We start from the raw sequence: 12,758 nt of genomic DNA, 5'->3' as shown, positions 1-12,758 counted from the left end.
CGGAGCGCCCCGATGACAGACAACGTGCCGGTGCGTTGTCCCGCGTGCCGTCGCGAGCAGTCGTTCACGCCGCCCACCTTCCCCTGTTCGTGCGGCGCGCCGGTCACCCTGCCCGTCCTCCGCGACGGGGCTCCGGCGGAGGTCGGCCACCGCACCTGGGAGAACCTCTGGGTGGCGGTGAACTGCCCGTCCTGCGGCCACCAGGGCCACTGGCCGCAGCCGGAACTGGGCTGCGACTGCGGCGCGGTGGTCCGCGTCCCCGTCGCCGCCGCGCCGCCCCCGGCCGGCCCGGGCGCGGTGGCCGGGCACGGCGGCCCGGTCGTGCGGCGCCCCGCCTTCCGGCCGGTGACGATCCGTACGGCGCGGGACGCGGTCACCGCCGCCGCGCTGTATCTGAAGTGGCTCGGCTTCCACAGCCTGCGGCCCTCGGAGGACCGGGCCGCGTCCGGGGTGGACCTCTACGGGACGGGCGTCGTCGCCCAGGTCGATCCGACCACCCGTCCCACCGGGCTGCGGGACATCGAATGCCTGTGGCTGAACGGGCTCCAGAAGTCGGCCATGAGCGTCTTCTTCTCGCTCGCGGGCTATGCGCGGGAGGCGCGGGCGCGCGCCGACGCGCTCCATCTGCCGCTGTTCATCATGGACCTCACCGGCACCCCGCAGCCCGTCAACGACCCGGCGGACGTACTGATCCGGATGGGTCCGCCGGACGGCTGACCCCGGTCGGCTCTTGCGCTCAGGACCGGGGAACGCTTCCGTTGAGGCACCGCCCTCCACCGTTCACCCGTCCCATCCGCTCGACCGGCCGGAGGCCGAAACGATGGCTGCTCCGTGGTACCCGAGGTCATGGGCTCCGCTCGTCGCCGCCCTGACCCTGCTTCTGGTGACCGGCTGCGGGGGCGGCGATGTGCCGCCGCCCACGGTGGAGAGCTCCTCGGCCGCACCCGGGCCGCCGTCCGGCGCCACACCGGGCACGCCCACCCCGCTCACCAGCCCTGATGGCACCGACGACGGAAAAGGTGTGGAGGAGGACATCGACGCGGCGGTCTCCGTCACCACCACCTACTGGCAGACCCACTGGCCCGAGCTGTTCACCGGCGGCTACAACCCGCCCAGGATCCTGGGGGCCTACGACGGCGACACCCCCGGTACGCCGGTGTGCGGCAGTGAGCCACTCCCCGACGACAACGCCGTCTACTGCCCGGACGGCGACTACATAGCGTGGGACATGGACCTGATGCGCTGGGGCCATGCGCGGGGCGACGCCTGGGTCTATCTGGTGATCGCCCATGAGTGGGGCCACGCCGTCCAGAATCGTCTGGACGCGGGCCTGGTCGACCTCGCCCGTGAGCTGCAGGCCGACTGCCTGGCCGGGGCGGTCCTCTTCGGCGCCGCCCAGGACGGGACGCTGACCTTCGAGGAGGGTGATACCGAGGAGCTGGCGGACGCCCTGACCGCACTCGCCGACAGGACCCCGTGGACCGACATCTCCGACCACGGCGACGCCTCCCAGCGGGTCTCCTACTTCAGCCGCGGCGCGCGATCCGGGGCGAAGTCGTGCCTGCCGAACGTCGTCCAGTGACGGGCGGGGTGGGGGCCCCTGCTGTGGCGGGGGTGTGGGCCCCTGCTGTAGTAGAGGGGCCCGCAACTCATCAGCTCGGCGCGGTCTGCGGCTCGGCCCGCTCGACCAGCACTTCGGATCTGGCCGGACCGGCCTCCGAGCGGGTCTCGGGCAGCAGCTCCCGGGCGGCCGCCTCGCGCAGCTCGACCTTGCGGACCTTGCCGCTGACCGTCATCGGGAAGCCGTCCATGAGACGCAGATAGCGGGGGACCTTGTAGTGGGCGAGGCGGCCCCGGCAGAAGCGGGCGAGCTCATCGCGGGTGAGGGTCTTGGCGCCCTCGCGGAGGATGACGCAGGCCAGGACCTCCTCGCCGTACTTCTCGTCCGGTACGCCGACGACCTGCACATCCGCCACCTTGGGGTGGGTGTGCAGAAACTCCTCGATCTCCCGCGGATAGACGTTCTCCCCACCGCGGACGATCATGTCCTTGATCCGGCCGACGATCTGGACGTATCCCTCGCCGTCCATCACCGCGAGGTCGCCGGTGTGCATCCAGCGCGCCGAGTCGATCGCCTCGGCGGTCCGCTCGGGCTCCTGCCAGTAGCCGAGCATCACCGAGTAGCCGCGGGTGCACAGCTCGCCGCGGGTGCCGCGGGGCACGGTCGCCCCGGTCACCGGGTCGACGATCTTGACCTCGACATGCGGCAGCACCCGGCCGACCGTCGAGGTGCGGCGGACGAGGTCGTCGTCGGGCCGGGTCTGGGCGGAGACCGGTGAGGTCTCGGTCATGCCGTAGCAGATGGACACCTCCGTCATATGCATCTCGGCGACCACCCGCCGCATCACCTCCACCGGGCAGGGCGAACCGGCCATGATCCCGGTGCGCAGCGAGCTGAGGTCGAAGGTGGCGAAGTCCGGCAGGGCCAGCTCGGCGATGAACATGGTGGGGACGCCGTACAGCGAGGTGCAGCGCTCCCGTTCGACGGCGGCCAGGGTGGCGACGGGGTCGAAGGTGGGGGCGGGGATGACCACGCAGGCGCCGTGGCTGGTGGCCGCGAGGTTGCCCATCACCATGCCGAAGCAGTGGTAGAAGGGCACCGGCACGCAGATCCGGTCCTCGGCGGTGTAGCGGACCGTCTCCCCCACGAAGAAGCCGTTGTTGAGGATGTTGTGGTGGGAGAGGGTGGCGCCCTTGGGGAAGCCGGTGGTGCCGGAGGTGTACTGGATGTTGACCGCGTCGTCGCAGCTGATCCGGGCCTCGCGCTCGGCGAGCCGCTCGGGGGGCACACCGGCCCCGGCGCGCACCAGCCCGTCCCAGGTCCGGTCGCCGATGTAGATGACATCGCGCAGCGAGGAGCAGGCCGATCGCACCTGCTCGACCATCCGCCGGTAGTCGCTGGTCTTGTGCTCGATGGAGGAGACCAGGACCGAGATTCCGGCCTGCTGGAGTACGTACCGCAACTCGTGGACGCGGTATGCGGGGTTGATATTGACCATGATGGCGCCGATGCGGGCGGTGGCGTACTGCAACAGCACCCATTCGGGGCAGTTGATGGCCCAGATGCCGACCCGGTCGCCCTTGGCGACCCCCTTGGCCATCAGCCCGAGCGCGACCTCCTCGACCGACCTGCCGAACTCGGCGTAGGTCCAGCGGCGGCCGGAGGGGACGTCGACGAGCGCCTCGCGGTCGCCGTACAGCTCGACGGCACGGGTCAGATTGGCGCCGATGGTGTCGCCGAGCAGCGGGAGGTCGCCGGCTCCGCTGGTGTAGGAGAGCCCCGCTGGGCTTGGTGGGTCAGACGTGAGGTCGGTCATGGGAGCTCCTTGGGTCATGGGCACGTACGCCTTCACGGTCACGTACGCCTTCACGTTCGTGCGGGTGGGTCATCATATGAGCGTCAGTCATCAGATCTCCTCATAAAACTCGATACCGCCACCCTGTGCCGTACGTTCGCGTAGCTCGATCCGGCGAATCTTCCCGGAAACCGTCTTGGGGAGGTCGGCGAACTCCAATCGGCGGATCCGCTTGTACGGCGCGAGCACCGCCCGGGAGTGCGCGAACAGCGCCTTCGCGGTGTCCGGGCCGGGCTCCCAGCCCTCCGCCAGCACGATGTACGCCTTCGGCACGGCCAGCCGCACCGGGTCGGGGGCCGGTACGACGGCGGCCTCGGCGACCGCCTCGTGCTCCAGCAGCGCGCTCTCCAGCTCGAACGGCGAGATCTTGTAGTCGGACGCCTTGAAGACGTCGTCGGCGCGGCCGATGTAGGTGATGTAGCCGTCCGCGTCGCGCGATCCGATGTCTCCGGTGCGGTAGTAACCGCCCGCGGTGGCCTCGGCGGTGCGCTCCCCGTCGCCCTCGTAGCCGGTCATCAGACCGACGGGACGGCCCTCGGGGCCGGTGAGGTCGAGGCAGATCTCGCCCTCCTCACCGGGCCGGCCGGTCACCGGATCCAGCAGGACGACCCGGAACCCGGGGGTCGGCCGTCCCATCGAGCCGGGCTTGAGCGGCTGTCCGGGGGTGTTGGCCACCTGAACGGCGGTCTCGGTCTGGCCGAAGCCGTCCCGGATGGTCACCCCCCAGGCGCGCCGCACATGCTCGATCACCTCGGGGTTGAGCGGCTCGCCCGCGGCCAGGGCCTCCCGGGGCGGGGTGCGAAGCTGGGTGAGATCGGCCTGGATGAGCATCCGCCAGACGGTGGGCGGGGCGCAGAAGGTGGTGATGGAGCAGCGGTCCATCTCGGCCATCAGGCGGGTGGCGTCGAAGCGCGCGTAGTTGTGGACGAAGACGGTGGCCTCGGCGTTCCAGGGGGCGAAGAGATTGGACCAGGCGTGCTTGGCCCATCCGGGCGAGGAGATGTTGAGGTGGACATCGCCCGGCCTGACCCCGATCCAGTACATCGTCGCCAGATGCCCGATGGGATACGAGATGTGGGTGTGCTCGACCAGCTTGGGGCGGGCGGTGGTGCCGGAGGTGAAGTACAGCATCAGGGGGTCGGTGGCGAGGGTCGGCCCGTCGGGGACGAAGGGCTCGGTGTCCCCCGCGTCGTCCCCGGCGCCGCTCGCCGTGGGGTCCACCGTGATGCCCGCGGTCCCGGCGTCCTCGTAGGCCAGCCAGCCCTCCGGCGCGCCGCCGACCGCGATCCGGGTGTAGTCGCCCGGCACCTCCGCGAACTTCTCCGTGTCCGCGCCCCGTACGACCACATGCGCCGCCCGGCCGCGCTCGATGCGGTCGGCGAGGTCGAGCGGGCCGAGCAGCGGGGTGGCGGGGATGACGACGGCGCGCAGCTTCATCGCGGCCAGCGCGGTCTCCCACAGCTCGACCTGGTTGCCGAGCATGACCACGATGCGGTCACCGGCCCGGACGCCGCGGTCGCGCAGCCAGTTCGCGGCCCGGTTGGAGCGGCGGCGCAGCTCCTCGAAGGTCAGCCGGATCTCGCTGCCGTCCTCCTCGGCGATGTGCAGGGCGGTACGGTCGCCGCTTCGTCCGGCGATCCCGTCGAACCAGTCCAGGGCCCAGTTGAACCGCTCCGGGCGTGGCCAGCCGAACCCTTGGTACGCCGCCGCGTAGTCCTCCCGGTGGTCGAGCAGGAAGTCCCGTGCCTCGCGGAAGTCGTGAGCCGGATTCATTGCTGTCACTTGTCCTCCTGAATGGCGTACCGCTCGCTAGCATCGTGCGACGGGTGATCTGAGTCTCACTACCCCCGGACGGGGGTGGCGCTGGATGCGGGAGGTGGCCGTGACGGGATCGGACGGGGCCGTCGACGTACGGAGCACGCTGCAGCGGATGCGCCGGCGCGGTGGCCTGCCCGTCGCGTTCGGCGGGCTGTTCTCGGGCTCACGGCAGTTCCGGATCTCGGAACTCACCGGCACCACGACCAACTCCCTGCGGGGTCTGGCCATCACACCCGGCAACGGCCTCGGCGGCAAGGTCCTCACCATGTCCCGGCCGATCTCGGTAGCGGACTACCCCACTTCACGGGCGATCAGCCATGAGTACGACGCGGCGGTGGGCGCGGAGGGGCTGCGCTCGATGCTCGCGGTGCCGGTGGTGGTGCGCGGGCGGGTGCGCGGGGTGCTGTACGGCGCGCTGCGCCGGCCGCTGGTGCTCGGTGACCGGGCGCTGAGCGCGGCCGTGGAGTCGGCGCGCGAACTGGAACGCGTACTGGAGAGCGAACTGGCGCAGGAGCTGGCGGTGCGGGAGGAGGCGCAGCGGCTGCTGACGGAGGCGCGCCAGCGGCGGGGGCAGCCGCCGGGACCGCAGTGGGAGCCGTCGGCGGAGGAGACCGACCCGGCGGTGTGGGAAGAGGTGCGCGAGGCCCACGGCGATCTGCGGGCCCTGGCGCACCGGGTGCCCGACCCCCAGCTTCGCGAGGAGATACTCACCGCCTGCTCCCGGCTGGCCAGGGCCTCGTCGAGGCGCGGCCGGGAGCGGCAGCACCGGCACGGGGTGGAGCTGTCGCCGCGCGAGGTGGACGTGCTGGCGTGTGTGGCGTCGGGGGCGACGAATTCGACGACGGCGGAGCGGCTGGGGTTGCGGCCGGAGACGGTCAAGAGCTATCTGCGGTCGTCCATGCGGAAGTTGGGGGCCAACACCCGTCTCCACGCGGTGGTCGAGGCTCGCCGTGCGGGGCTCTTGCCCTGACAGACGGCGGGTGCGGGCGCCGGTGGCGGCTTCCGTGGCCCGGGGACGACGCTCCCGCGAAAAACGCTTGATCTGAGGCAACTATTGCGTCGCCCACCGCTCCCCCGGGACGCACCACGGTCATATAGGGCGATATCCTGCACTGAGGTCAGTGCTCGCGACAGGAGGTGAGGTCCATGGACAGTGAACCTCCCAGTCGTATGCCGCTAGGCGCCGCTCCGGCCCGGACGCGCTGAGCGCGACGCCCGGCTCGACCCGGAGGTGGCGCCCCTCCGACCGAGCCCGCTATCCGTAAAGGACCCCATATGTCCGAGCGCCGCCGCACCCCCCGCCCCACGAGGCGGTACCCCTGGCTGCGCCCCGGTGGGGCGAACCGGGCCGACGCCGCCCCGCACCCCGCCTCGGCGCCCCCGGGTCCACCGCGCGACGACCAGCGGACCGCCTCCGCCGATGGAACCCCGCGTGAGCCGGACGAGCGCAGCGTGGTGGACGCCGCCGTGTACCGCGACGGCCGCCGGGTCGGCACCCCCGGCACCCTGGCCGCCACCTACGGGCGGCTGCGCGAGGAGACGGGTGCGATGGCGTGGATCGGGCTGTACCGGCCGAGCGAGACGGAGCTGCTCTCGCTCGCCGCGGAGTTCGATCTGCACAAGCTGGCCATCGAGGACGCGCTGGAGGCCCATCAGCGGCCCAAGCTGGAGCGCTACGGCGAGACGCTGTTCGTGGTGCTGCGCGCCGCCCGCTATCTCGACGCGCTCGAGGAGGTCGACTTCGGCGAGCTGCATGTCTTCGTGGGCCCCGACTTCGTCATCACCGTCCGGCACGGCGCCGCCCCGGACCTGTCCGCGGTGCGCGCCCGGATGGAGTCGGCCCCCGAGCTGCTGGCGCTGGGCCCGGAGGCCGTGCTGTACGCGATCCTCGACGCGGCCGTGGACGGCTATGCCCCGGTGGTGGCGGGGGTGCAGAACGACATCGACGAGATCGAGACCGAGGTGTTCCGCGGCGACCCCGAGGCGTCGCGGCGCATCTATGAACTCTCCCGAGAAATGGTGGAGTTCCAGCGCGCCACCCGCCCCCTGGTCGGGATGTTGCACGGGCTGATGGCGGGTTTCGACAAATACGGCACCGATGAGGAGCTGCAGCGCTATCTGCGGGACGTCGCCGACCACGTCACCCACACCAGCGAGCGCGTGGACGGCTTCCGCTCGGCCCTCACCGACATCCTCGCCGTCAACGCCACCCTGGTGACCCAGCAGCAGAACGCCGAGATGCGGGCGCTGGCCGAGGCGGGTTTCGAGCAGAACGAGGAGGTCAAGAAGATCTCCGCATGGGCGGCGATTCTGTTCGCCCCCACGCTGGTCGGCACCATTTACGGGATGAACTTCACCCATATGCCCGAGCTGGACTGGGTGTGGGGATACCCGTTCGCGGTCGCGCTGATGGCGGTGGTCTGCGTCAGCCTGTACGTCATCTTCAAGCGCCGCGGCTGGCTCTAGACTTCTCCATCGATCGAACGGGCCCCGGCACGGCCGAGGCCCGTTCGGCTGTCGTGGGTGTGCGCGCGGCTCCGCGGTGGCGGGAGATGGGCAGCCGGGCGGTACGTGCCTACGGCGTGATCGTGATGGGGCCGTAGTCCGAGAGATTGGTCAGGTTCATCTGGGCGGGCGTGGTCGCGGCGGTGGTGCTCGCCGGCATCACGATGTTGCGCAGGGTGACCCCGGTGATGGGGGCACCGGGCCGGCCGTTGATGCGCGCGACGGTGGTACCGGCGTTGCGGACCTTGACGTTCGAGATCGTGACGCCCGTGACCGGACCGACGCCCTGAGTGTTGCCGGTCATCAGGGCCAGCCAGGTCCTGTTGCCGTCGTTGGCGAAGTCCAGTCGCTCGATGTCGATGTCGTCGAAGCGGATGCTCGTGGCGCTCGAAGCTCCGTATTTGTGGTGGACGCCGATGCCCACGGCGGCGTCGTAGACGACGACGTGCTGGAATGTGACGCCGTCCTGTGACTGGATGACGCCCTGGCCCACCTTGGCTCCGTAGCAGTAGGTCCAGGAGACCAGGTCGTCGAAGGTGACGTTCTTCAACGGGCGTGCGGTACCGGGGACGGACTCGTAGATGTCGGCGACATCGCCCCAGGTCTTCGTGCTGAACGGGTCGTCCAGCCCGATGCCGATCGCGTGGGTGACGGTGACGTTCGTGGACTCGGTGACGTCGATCCCGTCGTTCTCACCCATGTCGAACCTGTTGAAGAGCTTGATGTTGCGGAACGTCAGGTTCGAGGACCGCAAGGGGATGACCGCCCAACTGCTCGACTCCCGGAACGTGATGCCGTCGACCGTGAATCCGTCGGTGTAGATGGGCATGAGGAGATTCACGCCCAGGTTGCTGGGCTTGAGCGAGGCCGCTCCGTTGCCGTCGATGATCCCCCGGCCGTAGATCTTGATGTTCGACGACGAGTAGCGGGTGGAGATGAACCAGGTGAGGTCACGCCCCTGGGAGCTCTTGTGTCCGCCCACCACGTAGTGGCCGGCCTCGCCGGTGTAGCGGAGCACCGCGCCGGGGGCGAGGTAGAGGGCGAGGTTGCTGCGCAGGTACAGGTTGCCCAGCGTGTAGACACCGGCGGGCACGTAGACGATGCCCTGCCCGCCGTTGGCGGAGCCCCACGCGGCGGCGTCGTTCAGCGCGGTCTGGAAGGCCGTGGTGCTGTAGGCGCCGGTGTTCGGCCGCACGTTGTACGGGGCGCTCTGCACGTTGAAGATCCCGGTGCCGCCGGACGACGGACGGTTGGTCTCCGCTGGGTCGGCGGCGATCACCAGGTTGGGGCGGCCGTCCAGTTTGACGATCAGGTAGTCGTCGTTCCGCACGGTGAAGGTCAGGGTCGAGCCGCTGACCGACCCGCTGATGTTCAGCTTCTGCGGACTGATGCTGTACGAGCCGATATCGGTGTTGTTGGTCTTGGTCACCGCCATGGTGGCGGTGCCGGTTCCCAGGGCGAACTGGGCGATGTCGTATCCGGGGTACTTGGTGACGGGGACGGACGTTCCGTTGACGGTGAGCGTGTAGTCCGTCGACGCCGAGTAGATCGACGCGACCGGGTACGCCGCCACGCTCGCCGACACGGCCTGGGCGGGACGGGGGAGTCCCAGCAGAGCGGCAACGGCCAGCAGGAGAGCGGTCAGTGCGAGAGCCGGACCGCGTGCGGTACGGCTCTCGGCTCCGCCGTGCGCCGTGAACGGTGATCTCATACGGATTCCTTCCATACCTGGTTGGTGCCGCCGTCGCAGGTCCAAAGCTGCAGCTTGGTGCCGTTGGCGGTGCCGGAGTCGATCGCGTCCAGGCAGGTGCCGGAGCCGAGGTTGACGATCGTGCCGTCGGAGCGCACCCGCCACTTCTGGCCGTAGGTGCCGTCGCAGTCGTGGATCTGTACCGCGGTGCCGTTGGCGGTGGCTCCTCCGGCCGCCTCCAGGCAGCGGTTGGCGAAGACGGTCAGTTCACCGCTCACTGTGGAGTACCAGGTCTGGTTGGGGCCGCCGTTGCAGTCCCACAACGCCGGGCGGGTGCCGTTGGCCTGGTTGCCGCCGGGCAGGTCCAGGCATCGGCCGGACTGTTTCCCCTGGTAGGCGGCGGTGGTGTTCGCGCGGTACCAGGTCTGGTTGGGGCCGCCGTTGCAGGTCCAGATCTGCAGCAGGGTGCCGGTGGTGGTGCCGCCCCCGGTGGCGTCCAGGCACTTGCCCGAGGTGGGGTTGACCACCGTGCCGTCGCTGTTGACGGTCCACTGCTGGGCCGCCGAGTTGTTGCAGTCGTAGATCTGCACCGCCGTACCGTCGGCCGTGACGCCGCCCTTGACGTCCAGGCACTTCGCTCCGCCGTAGACCGTCAACTGACCGGCCGGGGAGGCGGTCCAGGTCTGGTCGGCCTGGCCGTGGCAGTCCCACAGCGCCACCTGCGTGCCGTTGGTCTGGCTCGCCCCCGGCACGTCCACGCACAGGCCGGACTGGCTGCCCTTCAGCGCGCCCGCCTGGCCCCGGGAGGAGCAGGTCGACATGCCGGATGTATAGGGGCAAAGGGCCGTTACGAAGCCGCCGTTGGCGGCCTCCGGGACTGACAGGGTGTCGGAGCTGGTGACGACGCGGGTCTCATGGGTCAGGCCGCCGGAGCCGTCGCGGACCGTCTCGGCCAGCCACTGCCCGGTGCCGAGGAAGGAGAGCTGGGTCTGGAAGGTCTTGGCGGACAGGGCCGAGATGCCGCCGACGAACCAGCGCCCTCCGGAGCGACGGGCCAGGTACGTCTCCTTTCCGGGGCTGCCGCCGAGCGGGCGCGTCTCGTCCCAGGCGGTGGGGAGCTGGTCGAGGATGCGCAGCGCCTCGGGGTGTGCCTCGTAGCTCTCGGGGCTGTCGGCGAAGTGCTGCCAGCCGGACTCGAACACGACGGAGGTGGCGAGTTCGTGGGCGTCGGTGGTGTCGCGGCCGGTCATGCTGAACACCACGGGAGTGAAGTCCATGCTGGAGATCACGTTCCGGGTGTAGGGCAGGAAGGTGTCGAAGGCGGCGCGGTTGCGGAACTGTTCCGCGCCGTACACCGCCTCGGCGGCGACCACCTGGGGCCAGGTGCGCTGCATGCCGCGCGGCATGGCGGTGCCGTGGAAGTTGACCATGAGCTTCAGGTCCGCGGTCCGCGCGAGAACGGCGTCGTACCACTGCAGGGTCGGCTGGGTGTACTCGTCGATGAAGTCGACCTTCACCCCCGCCACTCCCCAGTTCTTGACCTGCGGCAGCCACCGGTCGCGCTGTGCCGCGGTGCGCAGATCGGAGGAGTTGAACCACAGGATGACCTGGACGCCTCTGGCCTTGGCATAGGACACGACGTCCGGGACCCAGGAGGACGACCAGCCCTCGTCGATGAGGACATAGCTCCAGCCGTGGCGCTGGGCGAAGTCGATGTACTGCTTCTGCCGGTCCTCGCTGGACGGGCTGCCGTGTTCGCTCAGCCAGGACCAGGCGACGGCGCCGGGCTTGATCCACGAGGTGTCGGTGACCTTGGAGGGCGCGGCCAGGTCGTCGACGATCGTGGACTGGGTGACGCTCGCCAGGTCGCCGATCGCCGCCGTGCGCCACGGCGTCGACAGCGGCAGCGTGGTGGTGATCCCGCCCTCGAGCTGGGCGGTGTAGGTGGCGGAGCCGGACGTGTGGGACAGGTAGGAGGCGGCGTACCGACCGTCGAGGTCCGTCTCGGCCACCAGCGCGTAGGCGTCGCCGACCTGGAACAGCGCGGGCAAGTGGTACGTGTTCGTGGGAGCGGCGGCGGCGGTGGTGGCGAACCACTGGCCCTGGTCCTCGCGGTCGGGCGGCACGAGCCATGCGTTCGAGGAGGCCGGGACCGTCCACGACGACGCCTCACCGGTCACGGTCACCGATCCGCTGCCCGGCAGCACGTAGCGGTAGGCCACACCGGTGTCCGAGGCACGGACCACGACGTCGAGCCGGGCGCCGCCGGTGCCCGAGAAGGACAGCGTCGTCTCGGTGTACGCGGTCTGCCGGTTGCGCTGCTTGCCCGTGGTCATCGTGTACGACTCGGTGACCGTCCGGTCGCCGCGCCGCAGGAACGTCAGGTTCTTCGTCAGGTCGACGGCGCTGGTGCGGATCCCTATCGGGGACGGGGACAGCACGGTCTGGCCGTGGCTCGATGCGGCGAAGGTGAGGGTGCCGTTGTCCAGCATGACCTGTGCCGCGGTCGGGGAGCCCGCGGACGGGCCGGTGACGGTCCAGCCGGTGGCCGCGGCCGCGGCGTGCGCCGGCACGACCAGGAGGGCCAGGGGCAGCAGCAGTGCCGTCAGGCAGCATTGCAGCAGGCGTCTGAGCGGGGTGGTGGGCATGGGCCTCCTTCATCGAGGTGAGTGGTGATGACGGCAGTTGGTGAAAGCGCGGCCCGGCGGGGGCCAGGGCGGTTAGGACAGCCGCCAGATCTGGTTGGCGCCGCCGGTACAGGCCCAGATCTCCAGCGCCGTGCCATTGGCCGTGCCGTGCCCGACCGCGTCCAGGCACTTGCCGTCGAACGCCCGGCCGCCCTGACCGCCGTCCACGGTGATCGTCGTGGCCGTTGCCGCGCGGGCCGGCGGGACACCGGCCGTGCGAAGGGCGGCCACAAGAGCCGCGAGCCACAGGGGCAGGAGGCTTTTCAGGGTTCGCTGCACAGCGTCGTCCTTGTCCAGTGGGGGTGAGGACCGCTTCGGAGAGCTCTCGCATGGGCGCAACGTCGAACCGTGCGTGCAGGTTTGGGCGTCAGTGTGGAGTCCTGTTGATTCACCGTCAAGGTCTGTACCAAAGAACCCATTTGGATCAGTTGGAATGTGTTGATCCCGTCAGGCCGCAAGCGGTCGACGTCGAATGCCTTGGATCAGGACTCCACCCACGACTCGCGGTCGTCCTGATGGCGGTGGTCCGCGTCAGTCTGTACGTCATCTTCAAACGCCGCGGCCGGCTCTGACGGTGCCACAACTCCCCGGCGGGATCGGCGATTCAAGGGATTTCCTCGATGAATCGTTGATTCAGCCGCT

At 70.1% G+C, this 12,758-nt stretch carries 9 protein-coding genes; 4 read left to right on the top strand and 5 right to left on the bottom strand.

Going from position 1 to position 12,758, the window contains the following annotated elements; genetic code table 11:
- The first annotated feature begins 12 nt into the window (after positions 1 to 12).
- Both CGL27_RS35715 and CGL27_RS35710 read left to right on the top strand, forming a co-directional pair.
- Complete coding sequence (locus CGL27_RS35715; RefSeq protein ID WP_078644556.1) at positions 13 to 717, top strand: hypothetical protein; 705 nt, start codon at positions 13 to 15, stop codon at positions 715 to 717.
- Positions 718 to 820: 103 nt separating this feature from the next.
- Entirely contained in the window at positions 821 to 1,582 is a 762-nt protein-coding gene (locus CGL27_RS35710) for a neutral zinc metallopeptidase (protein ID WP_119991889.1), read from the top strand.
- Positions 1,583 to 1,652: 70 nt separating this feature from the next.
- Here the strand turns inward: CGL27_RS35710 and CGL27_RS35705 are convergent, their stop codons facing one another.
- Complete coding sequence (locus CGL27_RS35705) at positions 1,653 to 3,377, bottom strand: AMP-binding protein (protein WP_078644553.1); 1,725 nt, start codon at positions 3,375 to 3,377, stop codon at positions 1,653 to 1,655.
- Between the two features lie 90 nt (positions 3,378 to 3,467).
- Complete coding sequence (locus CGL27_RS35700; protein WP_119991888.1) at positions 3,468 to 5,189, bottom strand: AMP-binding protein; 1,722 nt, start codon at positions 5,187 to 5,189, stop codon at positions 3,468 to 3,470.
- 94 nt (positions 5,190 to 5,283) lie between these two features.
- On the opposite strand from CGL27_RS35700, the gene CGL27_RS35695 reads away from it, so the two are divergent.
- Positions 5,284 to 6,204, top strand: a complete 921-nt coding sequence (locus CGL27_RS35695; RefSeq protein ID WP_119991887.1) for a helix-turn-helix transcriptional regulator — start codon at positions 5,284 to 5,286, stop codon at positions 6,202 to 6,204.
- A gap of 305 nt (positions 6,205 to 6,509) precedes the next feature.
- Complete coding sequence (locus CGL27_RS35690; protein WP_119991886.1) at positions 6,510 to 7,700, top strand: magnesium and cobalt transport protein CorA; 1,191 nt, start codon at positions 6,510 to 6,512, stop codon at positions 7,698 to 7,700.
- A 109-nt stretch (positions 7,701 to 7,809) separates the two neighbouring features.
- Here the strand turns inward: CGL27_RS35690 and CGL27_RS35685 are convergent, their stop codons facing one another.
- The 3 genes from CGL27_RS35685 to CGL27_RS53640 all read right to left on the bottom strand — a co-directional run bounded on the left by CGL27_RS35685 (position 7,810) and on the right by CGL27_RS53640 (position 12,395).
- Complete coding sequence (locus CGL27_RS35685; RefSeq protein ID WP_119991885.1) at positions 7,810 to 9,450, bottom strand: glycosyl hydrolase family 28 protein; 1,641 nt, start codon at positions 9,448 to 9,450, stop codon at positions 7,810 to 7,812.
- On the bottom strand, positions 9,447 to 12,077 hold the full coding sequence (locus CGL27_RS35680; protein ID WP_119991884.1) for a glycoside hydrolase family 97 catalytic domain-containing protein: 2,631 nt from the start codon (positions 12,075 to 12,077) through the stop codon (positions 9,447 to 9,449). The genes CGL27_RS35685 and CGL27_RS35680 overlap by 4 nt, the downstream gene beginning before the upstream one ends.
- Before the next feature lie 72 nt (positions 12,078 to 12,149).
- Complete coding sequence (locus CGL27_RS53640; RefSeq protein WP_078644545.1) at positions 12,150 to 12,395, bottom strand: RICIN domain-containing protein; 246 nt, start codon at positions 12,393 to 12,395, stop codon at positions 12,150 to 12,152.
- Positions 12,396 to 12,758: the final 363 nt, after the last annotated feature.

Origin of the sequence: Streptomyces sp. 11-1-2 (assembly GCF_003595545.1) — a bacterium.
Lineage (GTDB): Bacteria > Actinomycetota > Actinomycetes > Streptomycetales > Streptomycetaceae > Streptomyces > Streptomyces hygroscopicus_B.
This window is presented reverse-complemented; position numbering and strand designations above follow the sequence as displayed.

What these genes read in the sequence shown, in the direction of transcription:
- CGL27_RS35715 (WP_078644556.1), top strand. Translation starts at nt 13, where the DNA reads ATGACAGACAACGTGCCGGTGCGTTGTCCCGCGTGCCGTCGCGAGCAG.
- CGL27_RS35710 (WP_119991889.1), top strand. Translation starts at nt 821, where the DNA reads ATGGCTGCTCCGTGGTACCCGAGGTCATGGGCTCCGCTCGTCGCCGCC.
- CGL27_RS35705 (WP_078644553.1), bottom strand. Translation starts at nt 3,377, where the DNA reads ATGACCGACCTCACGTCTGACCCACCAAGCCCAGCGGGGCTCTCCTAC.
- CGL27_RS35700 (WP_119991888.1), bottom strand. Translation starts at nt 5,189, where the DNA reads ATGAATCCGGCTCACGACTTCCGCGAGGCACGGGACTTCCTGCTCGAC.
- CGL27_RS35695 (WP_119991887.1), top strand. Translation starts at nt 5,284, where the DNA reads ATGCGGGAGGTGGCCGTGACGGGATCGGACGGGGCCGTCGACGTACGG.
- CGL27_RS35690 (WP_119991886.1), top strand. Translation starts at nt 6,510, where the DNA reads ATGTCCGAGCGCCGCCGCACCCCCCGCCCCACGAGGCGGTACCCCTGG.
- CGL27_RS35685 (WP_119991885.1), bottom strand. Translation starts at nt 9,450, where the DNA reads ATGAGATCACCGTTCACGGCGCACGGCGGAGCCGAGAGCCGTACCGCA.
- CGL27_RS35680 (WP_119991884.1), bottom strand. Translation starts at nt 12,077, where the DNA reads ATGCCCACCACCCCGCTCAGACGCCTGCTGCAATGCTGCCTGACGGCA.